The following is a 16,391-nucleotide window of genomic DNA, read 5'->3' on the forward strand; positions in this document are numbered from 1 at the left end:
GTCGTCAGGCCCGTTTGCAGGTTGCCGTATAAAAAAAGGCATCCTCATGTGAGGCGATATCGAATTTCAGCTGCTCGATGATGTAATCCCCGTTCAGCGAAGGGTTGAATTTGCTGTTCAGCCGCAGCATACCGCCGAGGCAGGATTCACCGTCGATCAGATATGACACTTCAAGCCCTTTCTCTGTCGCTTTCGGGATCCCGATCATGCCGGTTTTCTGACTCAGAATACGCAGTTTGCCGGACAGCGCTTTATCCCTGTCTTTCACATACAGCACATCGTCATCAATAAAGGCTTTCACATTCCCGGCGTCCTGCAGCCGCTCAATCTGCTTCAGCGCGGGACCGCAAAAATACCAGTTAGCGACATTTTTATCGGTCGCCTGGAAATCCAGTGAAACGTGGCAGTCTTTTGCGATTTTTGCAGCGATCTCACTCATTTTTGACATCGCCTGCCCCCCGGAAGTCACAATATCGCGGGTGCCGGCATTGCCGGTTTTGGCTTTCAGCGTCAGTGTCACATCCGGCGGTGACGCGATTTCCGCGCTGACAATATCGCCGGTAAAGATGCGGAATACACCGGTACTGCGCCGCCCGGCCTCCAGAATAATCCGGTGCGGTGTTTTGCTCTCCGTAAAGGGGCTGGTTTCCGTCAGCAGCATGTTGCGGGTTTGTGTATTCAGGCCATCAATGCTGAATGAACAGTCATTCTGTAACGGATTGGCGTATTTCGTGCCCGAAGCATGCATGCGCATGCCCTCATACCATTGCAGACGGCCGTTAACCTCGATGGCACAGCGGATCCTGCGTAAGTCAATCATCATCCCCCCGCCAGACCAGTGTCTGTGTTTTTCCGAACTGTTCCCACCAGGGCAATTCATCCCCGCCGGTCAGTAACGTAAAATTGCCGCCTGACGTAAGATAGCGGTACGGGATCAGAGGCTGCTCCGGCAGCATCCGCATTCCCTGCACGACAATCTCATCATCGCAGCGGATATCACAGCACATCACTCCGTGCGCAATTTTGATTGTCAGTTCCCATTCCTGTTCACTCAGCGTGACCCGCAGGCGCTGATTCGGCACGGTATTCAGTGGTATAATTTTCATTTGCCCCCCGGTTTACCGGCAGCCCCGCCGGCAAGTTTTACGGCAACAGAACTTTTTTTCGCTGGTGGCGGTGCCGCCGTCTGAGCCTGCACTTTGCCGCTGTTCACTGTGCTGCTCTGCTTTTTCTTCACCACCTTGCGCGGCGGTAGTTCGCCGTATTCCGGTTCAATCACCCGCCACTCGGTAAAGGTCAGCGAGAGGCTGAGACCATCAGCCATTTCCGGATTTTCATCATGGGTAAAAGAGGTGATCAGCATCGGCCCGTAGGCTCTCACCCTGGTCTGAATACACACCAGCTTGTGACAGTCATACGCCTGCTGCATTGCCTTAAACTCATCTTCTGTTTCGCCGGTGAGCATTAAATCCATACTGATAGTCACCGCATTAACCACGACATGATCACTGCGGGTTTCACCGGATTCCACCTGAAACGATGTGGCTTTATGGGTATCAGAGACTGTCAGTTTTACCGGGCTTGCTGAATCAAACAGCGTGGCAAATGAGTTCACATCAAAGATTTTGACTTCTGTTATCATTTCTCCATCCCCGAATTATATTCATGTCCCATATTTTCGATGTGCTGCCGCAGCACCTCAACGATATCCGCCGCAATAGTCTGCGGATCACCGTCTTTGGCAACGATACTGATCTCACCGACAGAGATAATATTTTCATTGCTGACCGCAGACTGATTACTGATCGTTCCGCTGGTCAGGGATGCCATCGGGTTAGCCGCCAGCGTGGTGACATGGCCGGTGATTTGTCCGGCAAGTTTCAGTGTTTCCTCTTCACTGAGAGGCGGGGTTTCCGGGATGCTGTACTCCAGTTTGCCCTTCGTGGTCACGGTACGGTTAACGTTCTGTTCAATCTCTGCCGAATCCCCCATACCGACCCAGCCTTTCACTGTACTCCAGCCCTCTTTGACCAGATCCATCCCTTTACTGATCCAGCCGAGGATCTCTTCAATCTGCTCCCACAGCCATGTGAAGATACCGACAACCGCATCTGACACGGTATCAAAGACCGCTTCAAATTCAGCGCCCCAGGCCATCACCCCCTGAATACTGGCAGTCAGCCAGTCAATAAACTCATTGAGTGCCGTGTTCATGGTGTTGTAAGCCGCGACGACAATATCCGCCACAACGCCAATCACCGACATAATGAAGTCAAACAGGACGACAAATGCCTCCCACACCGTGAGAATGACCGCTTTCAGCCCCGGATAACTGTCGAGTATCCGACCGATCATCGAGTCGTTACCGTCGATAAAATTCATGATGTCGTCATACACCAGCGCAAAAACCGCCGCCAGCAGAAGGATCCCCGCCACCACCGCCATAACCGGCAGCATGGCGGTCCATGTACTGATCTGTGCCAGTTTCATAGCGTGAACATATTTGCCTGTCACGACGGCAGCCACCGCGATAAAAAAGCCGGTGACAAAATTTTTGTTTTCTTTCGCAAAAACAACGATTTTTTCCAGCCAGTCCAGCCCCTGAGCCAGCGCCGGGATCAGCATACCCATCAGGCTGTTTTTCAGGAGGCCGGCGGATTGCTCCAGGCTCAGCATGGCATTGTTAAAACTGATGGATTGCTCAATACTTTCTCGGGTGATACCGCCATAGTCTTTCTGCGTTTCCATCATCCGGGATAACTCTTCCCGTCCTTTCATCAGCAGCTCAATGGTGCCGTTATCCTCAACTCCCAGTCCGCCGAGTGTCTTTTTGGCCTCACCGAATGACATGCCCTGCACTTTATCCGCAGTCTGTAACACCTTTTCCATCGAATCCCCGGCAAAACCGAATGATTTTGCCATCGCGGATAAATCGGCCTGTGCGGCACTGCGGGTTCCGCCGAGAGCAGCGACCGAGCCGGAAAACGCATCCACATCCTGCGTGGTGATATTGATTTCTCTGCCCAGTTTATCAATGGATTCAATTTCAGCGGCGCGGGCTGTCGCATCACTGATAAGTCCGGTGATTGTCGTTGAAATACCGGCGAAATTAAGGGATTTTTCCGCCAGTGCCGCAACTTTATCAAATGCACCTTGCCAGGCGGCATCCGAATCACGGAGAGCGCTCTGTACTTTTTTCTGGGCACTTATTTCTGCCGCCGCTGCCGCCTCGCCGGTGCGCCGGGTTTCAGAGATGCTGTTCTGCAGGTCATCATAATTCTGCTTCAGCGCCTTAAATACAGCGTCAGATTCCCCGCCGGTAAACTGTACCAGCGAGGTCACAATGGCACTCAGTTTCGTACTCATTTCACCGGTCTGTTTTGTCACTTCCCCGGCGTTACTCTCAAACTCAATATACTGTCCGCCGCTTACCTGCTCCTGCCACGGCCACATCTCTTTCAGCAGGCTACCGAACGTCAGCGTGTTTTGCTGCGCCTGTTTTATATCGTCAACGATGTCATCCGTGGAACGCCGGAGATTATCAAGTGCGCCGTTTGTCTGACTGATATCAGATTCAATTAACTGAACAAAGGTTTCCGTCAGAGACATTATCTATCCTTTAAAGCGGCCAGCGCTTCGTTATATCTGTTGGTAATGGCGATTTCCCACAGATCCAGTGCCTCCTCCAGATCTACTGAGGTTTTGAGTTCGCTGAGGGTGGCGAGTTTTTCGCTGATGATGACTGCAAAGAAGCTATCAGCGTTTTTATAACCGACGGGAGTGAACTGCCTGCCCTGCTGAGCAGGGAGGGGAGGAAACCCCGGCTCCCGCCTTTGCCGAAAAAACTGGTGTTGTACTTCAGCATTTCCAGCTCAAGGCGGATCAGTGATTCCCCGTCCGGCACATGGTTATCAATCAGAGCCTGTGTCTTCAGCGGGAGCTCTTCACCGCTGACCGGCACGCACACATAGGCCATCATTTTCAGCATGGCATCTTTACTGACTTCGTAGTCACCGATTTTCGGCGCATTGGACAGCGGATATTTGGCAAGAATTTCCCGCCCGGTAATTGCCGGAAGACGGCTGATAATGAATGTTTTCTCAACACCATCAGCATCTTTTACCGCCACTTCTTTAGGTTTGATCAGCATATTTTTTTCCCGTAAAAAAAGCGGGCTTTCGCCCGCTCAGAATTAACGATTACGTGTAAAATCAAAATCCTGGAATACAAATGTGTATTGTTTCGATTTCAGACGCCCCACACCGGCAACAGAGCTTCCGCGGCTGCCGTTGGTGATACGGCCGTTACGGGCGGTGGTGGTCGAACCGTTGCCGTAAGAGGCAACCATCGTGATATTATCCCCAGCGGCGCGGCGGCCTCTTTTCGCCGTATTGGCGTCCAGCAGGATAGCCAGGTTCTGATCTTCCTCACTACCCGCCGGCACGTTAATTGTTACCGTCTGCGGTGCCGGTGCTGACCAGCTCAGCAGGTTACCGTTGATATCCATGCCTGTTTTAACGATTTCGGTCGGCGGGAAATCCAGCGGATCTGCATCATCCGCAAACGCGGTGATAAGAATACCGGACGGAAAGGTTTTGCTGGCTTTCACCACCAGCGCGAGACCGGTTGCTGATACTTCAATCATATTTTTCTTCCTTACTTACACTAAGTTATGTGAGCCTTCGACTTTACGGACCCAGTCGCCTTTGCCGTAAATCAGCACGTATTTCATGACATACTCCGGCAAACCGTTTTTGCCGGTGTTTTCGGTGATTTTCGCGTCATACCAGTAACCTTTGTCCTGTACATCGTGCCAGGCCAGATCATCACTGGAAGCATCTGCCACCGCGATTTTCTGCACTTCTGTCAGGTTCTTACCGGCCAGAATAGTGCCGTTATCCAGCGCTTTGGTAACTGCACCGGCAATCACCATCAGTGCCTGCGCCTCACCGTCTTTATTGGCAGGAACACCACGGGTGGCCAGCAGAAGGCTGAACCACTGCTGTGCGATATACGCTTTCAGCCACTGCTCGTTGGCGTGAACACTCATATCCAGCGGATCAGATACTCCGCCGCACAGGAAGCCGCGCTGATAAAAACGGATTTGCGAGCCGGCCACCGCCGTTTCGCCGTAATAGTTCACGCGCAGCTTGTCGAAACGATCCGCATCCGCGTCTTTGGTCACCTGTGCCGGGAAAGTCACACCCAACTGACGAAACATGTAGTTTGTCGCAGCATTCGTCCGGTCATAATCGGTCGCTGCCATCACTGCCATCGGCAGCGCCTGGATAAAGTAACCATTGTCCGTTTTCAGGTTCAGACCAACAGATGCCGTTCCTGCCAGCGCGGAATTTAATTCCTCTGCATTGTCGGCAGACACACTGAGATGCAGCTGATATTTCACATTCTCACCGGCGACATACTGCGCCAGCGGCACAGCCTGCTCCGCCGGTAATTCAGTGAGGAACGTCGCACTGCCGAATGAGTCAGATACCTGCTCTGCCACCATAAAAGCTTCCAGTGGTGTCTGCGCCGGATGCCCTTCTGATGACAGCCCGGAAGAAAGTCCCATGGCATCCGCGAGAACGGAATACGCCACACCGGCGGAGACATGCTCCTGTACACCGCCGTTCAGTTCGAACGCATTCTTTTGTGCATTAAAAGTGAGATAACTGCCCGCGAACTGCGGCTCACTCTCAGCATTCAGTTTTGCCTGGATCAGTGAGGCAATATCGGCATAGGATTTGGCCGCCGCTAAATCCAGATCCTTATAGTTTTTGGTGGTCTGACCGATGGTTACGGACAGTGTGCCGTCTGTGACGGCTGTCAGATCAGCCAGCGCGGCCGCTTTGATACCGAACAGTGCCGGTGTGCGTCCGACCGGCGCGTATGCGGCAATTTGCAGCGCTTTCGGTTTACTGACCGGTGCCGGACTGACATAACTGAAATACTGACGGGCAAACTGAGCTTCCGGTGAATTCGCCCCCAGCAGTTCATCAACCTGCCCCGGCGCAAATTCAAGGACATGACCGGCCGGAATTTTCGGATCAGCAGAGAATAACCGTGCGGTCAGCTTACGCTCAGGCACAGCAGAAGCGCCGATGACCGCAGAGGCGATATCGACATAGCGTGTTTGTTTAATTGGCATAGTAAAACCTTATATGCAGTAAATATCCGGGAACAGCGCTGAAACAACGCCGGTCTCCGGGCGGAGTGTACGGGTAAACGTCACATTGAAATCAAAAGAAGGTGCCTGTCTGTAATGCCCCTGGTCATCAGCCAGATACGGCACCCGGATAGCACCGGCGCGCTGAACGCCGACTCCCTGTTTATTCAGCACACCGGTAAAGGGCAGTGAATTCACAATCATCCTGACTGCGGCCACAATATCACCGGCGGTATGTGTCTGAGATTCAGTAATAAACCCCTGAACCTGGTATTTTTTTTCAGTTATCTGGCTTTCGGTATGATTGGCATTCTGCCCGCGGACGGCATAACTGCGTTTCTGCCATCCTGCCGGTGTCTCACCAACAGGATAAAAGGCAATAAAATCCTCTCCGGAGATATGATTTTCCGGAAAGAAACCCGCCTTAACGCCCGTGGTAATACCGTGATTTTTCAGCTCAGTAACCAGCTGGTTATAAATAATTAATTCAATGTCTTTATCATTCATTCTTACCTCAGTGCCTGTGAATACTCTCTGCCTCCTGTCCGGCCATAAAAAAGCCCTGCTCACAGGCAGGGCTGAACACACCGTATTTCGGTGCAGTGATATAATGACAGATAAATAATGATTTAATTTCCGTCAGGAAACCGTATATTAATGGTATCCGCCATATACCATAAAACCGGAACCGGCATCATGGATAACGATTACAACAGTAAATCAACACAGGAATTGGCTGATGGTTTAGCGCTGTACCTGAAACAAGGTTATATCAACCCGTTATATTTCAACTGGGATTGTGAAGACGAGGGTGCAGAAGAAGCGGGTTTTTATCTGGATGCGCTTTCTGTACGTGACCCTGATTTATCCTGTGAATTCCGGAAAAAAATAATGGAATCACCGGTAATCAGTAATGATTATTTTAAATCCCAATGTATGGAATATTTACTGCTGTCATCAGATAAACACCGTGAGTATGTTATTCAGTATTTATCCGGCCATTACGATGTATTACCGGTTTCTGTGCTGCAAAAAGCGATGTTTTATTTTTATTGTGCAAAGCGTGATCCTGATGACAATGATGTTGTTCCGGATTCATTGATAGTAAAACTCAAATCCCGCTATCATACCGTTAAAGATAACAAAGACGTCATGGCTTATGAACTGACTGAACTGAAAGAAACCGGCGACGACTTTTGCGCGGCATATCCTTCACCGTAAGATGCAATTCGTCATTTTTTACAGATTAGCATGCTGTTTGCGGCCGCACTAATGTGCTCCGGACTGCGGAAAAACATCCCGCCATAATGACAAAAAGGCACTCAGAATCTGAATGCCTTTCAATATGTAATTCGTTATTTTTTACAGATTAGCATGCCGTTTGCGGCCGCACCAATGTGCTCCGGACATCAGGATAGGCTTTATATAAACTATCCATATCCAGTTGCACTGCCAGTGTTTCCAGACAACCAAAAATAAAGCTTTCCGCGCTCTGTACCTGTTTACGGATTTCATCCTCGCGGACTTTATATTTACGCCCGATCGCCCGCTTGCTCATCCCTTTCACGTAATAATCCGTAATATAGTCGCGTTCACGTTCCAGACCGGCCGTCCCCAGCATGGATACACAACGATCGATAACCCGGCCATCCTCATCGCTGCATGAGGGTCTCTGTTTACTGCTGTTCTGAGCAAGTTCCCGGAATCCGGATGAAACACGGGCCCAGCCCATGCCCGCACAGTGACCACCCGCTGCCCAACCGCCCCAGTGCAACAGTATCGTCTGAATGTCTCTGCTCATAATATTCACCTGTATAGTATCCGTATTTATTTCCCGGTATCAGCTACTCTTCAGTGCCCGCTCAGGTCGCCGGGACACTGACAGAAAAAGCCCGCCCGAGAGGGGGCTGGATAAATATACAGTATTTTTATGGATGATGTTAATCTGCTCCGGAAATAACAGGGAGATTAGCCTTGTGAATATCCGGAGCAACTATCAGTGAAACACAGAATTAGTGGTTATCTGACGGTGAAATAACCTTCACGCCTTTTATTGCCGTCACATCGATTAGTACCGGTGTATGGTGATGCCCGGTTTCGGCATAAAACATTTCGCCGGTAACAGAGACCTGCTGATTAAGATAATGCTGATTTTTGCTGTAAAAATCACCTCTTACTATCAACTGAAACTGGTCATTACTGCCCCAGTCCGGACTGTCTTTTATACAGGTCAAAGGTGCTTTGGTAAAAAGAACCCAATACGGCTCCGGTTCATCGCCCTCTTCCACGCTTTCATAATTTGGCGGCCCCGGAAATACAACACGTTTCAGTGTACCGGTTAATGTCACCTGCTGCCCGTCCTCGTAGCATATCTGCGCTGACGCCGGATTTTTACTGTCAGCAATATTCCGGAACAGCACAGATGATTTTTTATACCATTCCAGCTGGCATGCTTCTGTATCACAATTCTGTAATCTCAGTTTCCGGTTTTCTCTGACAATTTTTCTAAACTCATCACTGTTTCCGGTGATTTTTTTTGCCTGCAGGTAATCTGCATATAATTCATCATCTGCCTGAGATAATGACGGACTATCGCACACCAGTTTTTCTGTTTTACTCTGTGCTTTACTGCAATCAAAGCTGACTGCAAAAGACGCAGATGAAAATAGCAAACAGGATATAACCACCACTTTTTTCATACCAGACCTTCTGTTTCCCGGTGACAGCTTACAAAGATAAAAACCAGACATCAGCGGCTGTTATCCCTTAACTCTCCGTTATTGTGCCACAGGAGAAATCACATTTAACGCAGGTCAGGTCACAGATAATATCCGTATGACTTATTTTTAAGCATGGATACCTTATCATAATGACTACCTAAAAAAATCAAGCTGCCGATTAGTTTTGGTAAGTAATGATACTTATGTTAAATTGTCTGTACCACCTCAGTTCACGGGAAAGAGACAGCATGTCTGACATAACCAAAATCATCATTGCCGGTCGTAACATCAGCGGTTTTGGCGGCATGGAAACCGTATTCAGTACATTCAGCAGATTACTGACTGAATCCGGGAAAAACTATCAGATATCTTTCGTCTTTTTTAATGAACTGAATAATAGTGTTGACGATACGTGGCTCGGTAATAACCCGTTTACACGCTTTAGTTCATCACTAAAAAACGGGAAGCTGAAGAGAGTTTATTTTGCCTGTCAATTCGCTTCTGTTATTAAAAAAATAAATCCGGATTATGTCATTGCCTTTGATTCTGTTGGTTGTTATATTTCAAGACTGGCTTTGCGCTTCGCATTTAAAAGAATTCCATTGTTCTCGTGGAATCATTTCTCTGTCACCGGCTCATATAAAGCCAAATATATCAGGCTGACGGATAAACACCTGTCTATCAGTAGTGGTATAGCAACTCAGTTATCAGAAATGGGTATCAACCCTGCGGATATTTATACGATCTACAACCCGGTTCCGGAACAATCTGGAACAATCAGCTGTGGCAATGCGATAAATTTTTTATATGTCGGTCGCTTAATGTGCGGAGGACAAAAAAAACATGAGGGAGTTGTTCAGCGCATTATCCGGTGTTCATGGTGACTGGAAATTGCATATCGTCGGCTCCGGCGATGACTCCGAAATAAAAAAAATTAACCAGCCTGGCTCACGATCTGAAAATAGACGATAAAATCATCTGGCATGGCTGGCAATCAAGCCCGTGGAATTACATAGAACAAGAAATAAAAAATGTCTCTGCGCTTATTTTAACATCCGCATACGAAGGATTGCCGATGGTGCTGTGTGAGGCAAACAGCTATGGTATTTATACTGTCAGTTCAGACTGTCCGACAGGACCTGCAGATATTATTCGTCCGTATGTAAATGGTGAATTATATCCTGTCGGAGATAATAAAAAACTCGCTGACATTCTGAATAAAATCGTTTCCGGGGAAACAGAAATAAATCATACCGTGATAAAAAACTCCATTTCACCGTTTTATGAAGATAAATATCTTGCAAGGGTTTCGGATATATTTAAATGATAACTCTGCATTTTTCAGCCACAAACAGCCGATACACCATCAATAGTTATTTAGTATTCATAAATTCACATGACAATATCACAATATTATTTCACTATCACTGGCACTCGGCCCATTGCTCAGTGGTTTTAGTTTTGAAATCTGAAACAGCGTATTCTTTATAATCCACTGACATGACATAAACAGTTTTATCATCCTGCTCAAAGTAATAACCATTCTTTTTTGTTTTCATCTTCGGACTGGAGATTTTACTGCCGTCAGGCCTGAACGCAGTGAATGCTGAGTTGCTCAATGATACCGTGGAGTGAAATCGGCCTTGCATAGGGCCCATGGCATCACCAACGATCACAGCCTTAGAATAAATACAATTATAAGCAACACCAGAACCGATTGAACCGCCACTGCCAGAAGACCTGCCAGCCAATGATGCCGCGCTTACTCCGCCTGTTGCTGCCACTGTTGAGCCGTGCAGAGATTTTTTACTATTAGTTGATATGGATTTATTACTATAATTCTTTGTGCTGTAACTGTTTGCTGTTCCTATCCTGCAAACTTTGTTTGCTGATATACATGAGTTGCCGCAGGGAATTCCTTTCTTGCAATTTTTAGCCAAAGCATCAGACAAGAATAATAAGGGAGATAATGCCACTAAACAGACAACAGTTATTTTCAAATTAGCCATCACACTACTCCAATAATCAGTTTCCCTAATGTTAATCGTCAGGTGGTGCAAAGGAAAGCAAAACGGTGTGAACATTTGAGGTAGGCGGCAACAAGAAAAGCCCGCGATATCAAAGATATCGCGGGCTTTTCTTGTTGCCGGCTACCGGAGTCGAACTGGTGACCTACTGATTACAAGTCAGTAGTTTTGTTTTTTAATCAATTAGATACCGCATTAAATCACGCTTTCACATCCCAACAATTAAAAAGATTGAAAAGGTATAAAGCACATCTTAAACCATTTGTGTCCCAAATATGTCCCATCACTTCTACCAACAGCTATACACCCATCATTTAAACAATTTGCATATTTGCGACAACTCTTTGTCTAACTGGGACTACATTAACTTTTTACCACCGGCAACTGACTAAAATTTGTTGTGTATGCCGGTGACAACATTTCGCGCTTCATCTTGTATCCGCTGTCACTGCCTTTACCGGCAAACCACACACGGCCCAGCCCACTGTTGTTTATTGTGTCGATGGTCTTCATCAGCTCGTCGCTGTTTTTGAATGGCTGCCTGGTGGCGAACATATCGAACTGAGTGACGGCTGAATCAGTGAAATCTGACAGGATGATGCCCGCCTTATAATACCGGTACCCGTCACACCAGATACTATCCAGTGCTCTCGTGGCAGCATTGATGATGTCCCGCGTGTCGCAGCTGGGATACTCGAGTGAAATATTTGCACTGTTCGCATAATCCGGCCCGTTCGCGTGCCTGCTGGTCTGCACAAACAACCCGATCATCCGGCAGCGCTGCTTTTCTTCCCGGAGTTTTTCGGCTGACCGCTCGGCATATTCACACACGGCCTTTCTCATTGTGACAATATCCGTCACTTTGGTACCGAATGATCGGGAGCAGAGGATCTGCTGTTTCACCTTTCTGACTTCTTCCAGCTTGATGCAGGGTTCTCCGTTCAGTTCCCGCAGCGTACGCTCAGTAATAACACCGAAAGTTTTACGGATAGTCGCCGGTGCGGCGTTCGCCAAATCTAATGCAGTGCGAATCCCCATGGTGTTCAGTCTGGCCGATATTCGCCGACCGATACCCCACACTTCACTGACCGGTATCAGTGCCAGTAACTTACGCTGGCGCAGCCTATCAGAAAGGTCGACCACTCCGCCGGTTTTTTTCCATGTTTTTGCTGCATGGTTGGCAAGTTTTGCGAGTGTCTTTGTCGGTGCAATGCCAACACCGACCGGAAGGTGTGTTTTCTGCAGAATAGCAGCCTGTATCTCACAGCCGTAATCTTCCGGGCTGAATATCCTGGTCATGCCGGTAAAATCGAGAAAGGCTTCGTCTATAGAATAGATTTCTGTGGCGGGTGCGAAAGATGAGAGCAATGTCATCACACGGCTGCTCATATCGCCGTACAACGCATAATTTGAGCTGAATACTGTCACATTGTTTTTATAACAAAAATCGCGACACTCATAATACAGTGCCCCCATTTTGATGCCGAGGGCTTTCGCCTCTGCTGACCTGGCGATCACGCAGCCATCATTATTGCTCAGGACGATAACCGGCTTACCTGTCAGATCGGGCCGGAATACTCTTTCACAGCTGGTGTAAAAGCTGTTTACATCCACCAGCGCAAACATCACTGCGCCCGATGGATGATGTAGGTGACCACACCGAAAATCTGTAAATCTTGTTCACTGCTGATTACGATAGGCTGATAATCCGGATTCATCGGGATCAGCATAGGTACCGGTGACAGTTGCAATTTTTTGACAGTAAACTCTCCGTCAAAACTGGCAATCACAATATCCCCCTCTGCCGCAGTTACCGCGCTGTCCACGATAACCACATCACCGTCAAAGATATTCGCATCTATCATCGAACTACCTTCAACCCTGAGTAAATAGGTACTTTCCGGGTGTCGGATCAGTTCACTGTTCAGGTTTATGCGTTCCTCGATATAGTCCGTCGCCGGTGACGGGAACCCAGCGGGGACATGTTCCAGGAACAGAGGCAATGTCAGAATTGTATCATCGTTGATCTTGACAAGTTTCATACTCAGAACCGATTAACTGTATATATATACAGTTAATGATAGAGAAATTTGACCGTCTCATCAATCTGATTTTTACTAATCTTATGCGTCACATATTTTACTCGTTGAAATCAAATCGGGCAGTCCGCTATAAGCGAAGAACGAATATTGCTAACAGCATTCTGTGTGAATCAATGGGGAGCAGGCCAAAGTTAAAAAAAAGGAGCTTTATGAAATAAATCACACTTTATCGTATGGTACATACCCATATTTAAATTGTGTGCTAACATTCGTTCTGTAAATACCTTTCAACTCAACCCGAGGCTTTGATGCTGGAGAATGTAATCATCCGATAATCAGCTTACCGACCTTTTCAGGCCGGACTGATTATCAATGCGCCGAAATCGAATGCGGACACCGCTATGTGTTTGCACGTTTTGCACATGATGATTAAACAGGTTTTCCAGTATGAATTTATCCCGTCAGGAACAACGTACCTTACACGTTCTCGCTAAAGGTAGTCGTATCGCGCAAGTCCGAGATACGTCTGGCCGCCTCATCGCCGTTGAATGCTACACCCGCGAAGGGCTGTTGCTTACCGACTGCACCCTTGCCACCTTCAAAAAACTCAAAACCAAAAAACTTATCAAGTCCGTTAACGGTCAGCCGTACAGCATCAACACTACCGGGCTGAATAACGTTCGCGCACAGCTTGATAACCGCTAAGGAGGCATGATGGATATTAATACCCTTATTTACGCATCCCGATATGTCCGGCTTTCAGCGGATGAAAGCAAAATTCCCTGGGATGAACCAGCATTCAGCCAGCGCATGCTGGCGAACCACTTGTCGCAGGATCACGACTGGGCCAGCCGCAGGCAGGAGATCATTGAGCAGCAGGTAGAGTGGATCGCCAGCCAGTTATCCCCTGGCGCACACATCCTCGATCTCGGCTGCGGTCCCGGCTTTTATACCCACCGCTTAGCGGAGCGCGGATTTCGCTGCACCGGCGTGGATTTCTCACCAGCATCAGTGAGCTGGGCCCGCCAGCAGGCACAAAATGCCAATTTGAACATCGACTATATTCAGCAGGATATCCGCGCATACTGGCCGGATAGGTCGTTCGATTTCATCATGATGACGTTCGGGGAACTGAATGTGTTCAGCACTGCGGATGCACGCTTACTAGTCAGCCGCTGCGCGCTGTGGCTGGAGTTGGGTGGCAGGCTGCTCACTGAAGTCCATACTTTCGAAGAAGTTAAGCGTCAGGGAATGGCTGAAGCGAGCTGGCAACGCTGTCCGGATGGGCTTTTTCTGGGCGTCCCTCATCTGCTGCTGACGGAACATAGCTGGGATGAAGAAGAGCAGACCAGCTCAACGCAGTTCTGGGCTATAGAGGCAAACGGTCACACCACTCGTTTCGGCAGCCAAATGACGGCCTGGCGCGATGAAGAATACGTCAGCCTGCTCAATAATACCGGATTTACCCTGCTTCCTCCCCCTGCAGGCCACGACTGGCCAGTCAGCGAGACATTTGAAGGGAAGCTGTTTGCTCTGTTGGCTGAAAAAGCAAAAACCTCAGGGGAGCTTCCTCTTAATACTCAACACAATAAAAGGAATTCAGCATTGGATATCCCACGTATTTTTACCATCAGTGAAAGCAAACACCGTATCCACAACCCGTTCACCGAAGAGAAGTACACCACACTGGGCCGTGTGCTACGCATGAAGCCGGAAACCCGCATTCTTGACCTCGGCAGCGGCTCGGGGGAAATGCTCTGTACCTGGGCGCGGGATCATGCGATTACCGGAGTCGGTATCGACATGAGCCAGTTGTTCAGCAAGCAGGCCAGACGGCGCTCGGAAGAACTTGGTGTCAGTGATCGGGTCCAGTTCATACATAGCGATGCCGCTGGGTATGTGGCAGAAGAGAAATTCGATGTGGCCGCCTGCGTAGGTGCGACATGGATTGCCGGTGGATTTACCGGGATGATGGAGCTGCTGGCGCAGAGCCTTAAGCCAGGCGGGATCATGCTTATCGGGGAACCCTACTGGCGTCAGCTACCCTCAACAGAAGAGATAGCGCAGGCATGCGGCGTCAGCGCAATAGCTGATCTCCTGATGTTGCCTGAACTTATCAGCGCATTCGACTACCTCGGCTACGACGTGGTGGAAATGGTGCTGGCAGACCAGGAAGGCTGGGACAGGTATGAAGCCGCGAAATGGCTGACCATGCGCCACTGGCTGGAGGCCAACCCTAACGACGACTTCGCGGCAGAAGTCAGGGCTGAGCTAACGGTCTCGCCAAAACGTCACGTGACCTACGCGCGTGAATACTTTGGCTGGGGCGTGTTCGCGCTGATCGCCAGGTAACAACAGACTCCCGGTATTTCTTTCCGGAAATACCGGGACTTCTTCTTTGCATTAATCTGCTCCCTATAAACTGGCTTACGAAGTGTAAGCACACCCGTTTCAGTTCCACACACTTTTTGAGATTAGCTCCGCAGCATTTTACTACTTTTTGTTTATATATTTTAATAAGTTATAAATTTATTTTTAACGATTAACCTGATCGGAAGTAGATATTGCTTTCCTCTGTCCACCCCCTCTGATTATCCTACCACCAACGGTTAGCATTCTGTTTTCATTGAGATCTTACACTCCTCCATCAAATTAATATCTGTATATTTATACTTATTATACATCATCACACCACAACCATTAATAACATTATATTTACTATTCATCTGACCAAATCAATATTATTACATTTCACTTAAAAAATAACAACCAACAACTCAAATCACTATTTTAACCAAAAAATAAAGTATATTAATAAATAAAACACAGCATTGCTTTATCGTTATATACCAAATGATTATCACACTATTCGTAACATCACTTCATATAGACTATTTTACATATTGCACACTTGTCCTGCGATAATAATATTTTCAGGTTAAATAACCGAGCAATGATAACAAAAAAATTAAAAAATGAGATAAATCTTATTTGTAATTAAGGCTGCTATTTTAAAATTATACAGATAGCACAGAAGATCTTATCAATATTTCTAACTTAATGTCATGTAAGGATATATATGAAATCACTGATCACTACCACCATGTTTAGCTTAGGGATTTTATTCTCCGGATTCTCAACTGCAGCTGAAGGTGATGAAATTACCAAAGTGTCTTATGCTTGTGCAAATAATCAGACAATGGAAGTTATCTATGTCAACACAGAAAAAGATAGCTATGCTATTATCAATCAAATGAACGAAATGATTCCGATGAAAATAATGAAAATGGCCTCAGGCGCAAACTATGAAGCCATGAATAAAAATTACACATACAAACTTTATACAAAAGGTAATAACGCAAATTTAGTTGAAGGGAATGATAAAGCTGTATTAACAGATTGTAATGCAGATTGATATAGATTTCTATCTAAGCAA

At 47.6% G+C, this 16,391-nt stretch carries 19 protein-coding genes; 6 read left to right on the top strand and 13 right to left on the bottom strand.

The window, feature by feature from the left end:
- Window positions 1-4: 4 nt before the first annotated feature.
- The 8 genes from JL661_RS10265 to JL661_RS10300 all read right to left on the bottom strand — a co-directional run bounded on the left by JL661_RS10265 (window position 5) and on the right by JL661_RS10300 (window position 6,673).
- Window positions 5-820: a baseplate hub protein gene (locus tag JL661_RS10265; protein ID WP_004237444.1), complete on the bottom strand. Its 816-nt coding sequence runs from the start codon at window positions 818-820 to the stop codon at window positions 5-7.
- Window positions 813-1,106: a phage baseplate plug family protein gene (locus tag JL661_RS10270; RefSeq protein WP_036418366.1), complete on the bottom strand. Its 294-nt coding sequence runs from the start codon at window positions 1,104-1,106 to the stop codon at window positions 813-815. Before JL661_RS10270 ends, JL661_RS10265 begins: the two co-directional genes overlap by 8 nt.
- The gene (locus JL661_RS10275; protein ID WP_036418368.1) at window positions 1,103-1,642 is read right to left on the bottom strand and encodes a phage baseplate protein; all 540 of its coding nucleotides are present in this window, start codon (window positions 1,640-1,642) and stop codon (window positions 1,103-1,105) included. Before JL661_RS10275 ends, JL661_RS10270 begins: the two co-directional genes overlap by 4 nt.
- Window positions 1,639-3,609, bottom strand: a complete 1,971-nt coding sequence (locus tag JL661_RS10280) for a phage tail tape measure protein (RefSeq protein WP_062771780.1) — start codon at window positions 3,607-3,609, stop codon at window positions 1,639-1,641. Before JL661_RS10280 ends, JL661_RS10275 begins: the two co-directional genes overlap by 4 nt.
- A gap of 82 nt (window positions 3,610-3,691) precedes the next feature.
- A complete protein-coding gene (locus JL661_RS10285; RefSeq protein ID WP_062771783.1) occupies window positions 3,692-4,150 on the bottom strand; it encodes a hypothetical protein in 459 nt (152 codons plus the stop codon).
- A gap of 42 nt (window positions 4,151-4,192) precedes the next feature.
- Entirely contained in the window at window positions 4,193-4,645 is a 453-nt protein-coding gene (locus JL661_RS10290) for a phage tail fiber protein (protein WP_062771786.1), read from the bottom strand.
- A gap of 15 nt (window positions 4,646-4,660) precedes the next feature.
- Window positions 4,661-6,148, bottom strand: a complete 1,488-nt coding sequence (locus JL661_RS10295; protein ID WP_062771789.1) for a DUF3383 domain-containing protein — start codon at window positions 6,146-6,148, stop codon at window positions 4,661-4,663.
- Between the two features lie 9 nt (window positions 6,149-6,157).
- Window positions 6,158-6,673, bottom strand: coding sequence for a phage gateway protein (locus JL661_RS10300; protein ID WP_046024352.1), 516 nt, complete (start codon window positions 6,671-6,673; stop codon window positions 6,158-6,160).
- A 189-nt stretch (window positions 6,674-6,862) separates the two neighbouring features.
- On the opposite strand from JL661_RS10300, the gene JL661_RS10305 reads away from it, so the two are divergent.
- Complete coding sequence (locus JL661_RS10305; RefSeq protein WP_225310086.1) at window positions 6,863-7,387, top strand: hypothetical protein; 525 nt, start codon at window positions 6,863-6,865, stop codon at window positions 7,385-7,387.
- A 148-nt stretch (window positions 7,388-7,535) separates the two neighbouring features.
- Here JL661_RS10305 and JL661_RS10310 read toward each other — a convergent pair whose 3' ends face one another.
- Both JL661_RS10310 and JL661_RS10315 read right to left on the bottom strand, forming a co-directional pair.
- Window positions 7,536-7,967, bottom strand: a complete 432-nt coding sequence (locus JL661_RS10310; protein WP_015422659.1) for an antiterminator Q family protein — start codon at window positions 7,965-7,967, stop codon at window positions 7,536-7,538.
- Window positions 7,968-8,178: 211 nt separating this feature from the next.
- Window positions 8,179-8,838, bottom strand: coding sequence for a DUF4431 domain-containing protein (locus JL661_RS10315; protein ID WP_225310087.1), 660 nt, complete (start codon window positions 8,836-8,838; stop codon window positions 8,179-8,181).
- 296 nt (window positions 8,839-9,134) lie between these two features.
- Here JL661_RS10315 and JL661_RS18410 point away from each other — a divergent pair, with 296 nt between their 5' ends.
- Window positions 9,135-9,770 carry a glycosyltransferase gene (locus JL661_RS18410; protein ID WP_247718659.1) on the top strand — a complete coding sequence of 212 codons (636 nt, stop codon included), beginning with the start codon at window positions 9,135-9,137 and terminating at the stop codon, window positions 9,768-9,770.
- 92 nt (window positions 9,771-9,862) lie between these two features.
- The gene (locus tag JL661_RS18415) at window positions 9,863-10,213 is read left to right on the top strand and encodes a glycosyltransferase (RefSeq protein ID WP_247718696.1); all 351 of its coding nucleotides are present in this window, start codon (window positions 9,863-9,865) and stop codon (window positions 10,211-10,213) included.
- Between the two features lie 97 nt (window positions 10,214-10,310).
- Here JL661_RS18415 and JL661_RS10325 read toward each other — a convergent pair whose 3' ends face one another.
- From JL661_RS10325 to umuD, 3 genes are all read right to left on the bottom strand, one after another.
- The gene (locus tag JL661_RS10325; protein WP_015422657.1) at window positions 10,311-10,895 is read right to left on the bottom strand and encodes a hypothetical protein; all 585 of its coding nucleotides are present in this window, start codon (window positions 10,893-10,895) and stop codon (window positions 10,311-10,313) included.
- Between the two features lie 381 nt (window positions 10,896-11,276).
- A complete protein-coding gene (gene umuC / locus JL661_RS10330) occupies window positions 11,277-12,539 on the bottom strand; it encodes a translesion error-prone DNA polymerase V subunit UmuC (RefSeq protein ID WP_049243227.1) in 1,263 nt (420 codons plus the stop codon).
- Window positions 12,539-12,955 (bottom strand): translesion error-prone DNA polymerase V autoproteolytic subunit, encoded by a 417-nt coding sequence (umuD, locus tag JL661_RS10335; RefSeq protein WP_036420632.1) that lies wholly within the window; start codon window positions 12,953-12,955, stop codon window positions 12,539-12,541. Before umuD ends, umuC begins: the two co-directional genes overlap by 1 nt.
- Before the next feature lie 447 nt (window positions 12,956-13,402).
- Here umuD and JL661_RS10340 point away from each other — a divergent pair, with 447 nt between their 5' ends.
- The 3 genes from JL661_RS10340 to JL661_RS10350 all read left to right on the top strand — a co-directional run bounded on the left by JL661_RS10340 (window position 13,403) and on the right by JL661_RS10350 (window position 16,370).
- On the top strand, window positions 13,403-13,660 hold the full coding sequence (locus JL661_RS10340; protein ID WP_036420633.1) for a YjhX family toxin: 258 nt from the start codon (window positions 13,403-13,405) through the stop codon (window positions 13,658-13,660).
- A 9-nt stretch (window positions 13,661-13,669) separates the two neighbouring features.
- On the top strand, window positions 13,670-15,307 hold the full coding sequence (locus JL661_RS10345) for a class I SAM-dependent methyltransferase (RefSeq protein WP_049243230.1): 1,638 nt from the start codon (window positions 13,670-13,672) through the stop codon (window positions 15,305-15,307).
- A gap of 721 nt (window positions 15,308-16,028) precedes the next feature.
- The gene (locus tag JL661_RS10350; protein WP_369750087.1) at window positions 16,029-16,370 is read left to right on the top strand and encodes a c-type lysozyme inhibitor; all 342 of its coding nucleotides are present in this window, start codon (window positions 16,029-16,031) and stop codon (window positions 16,368-16,370) included.
- Window positions 16,371-16,391: the final 21 nt, after the last annotated feature.

It is taken from the genome of Morganella morganii (assembly GCF_019243775.1).
Lineage (GTDB): Bacteria > Pseudomonadota > Gammaproteobacteria > Enterobacterales > Enterobacteriaceae > Morganella > Morganella morganii.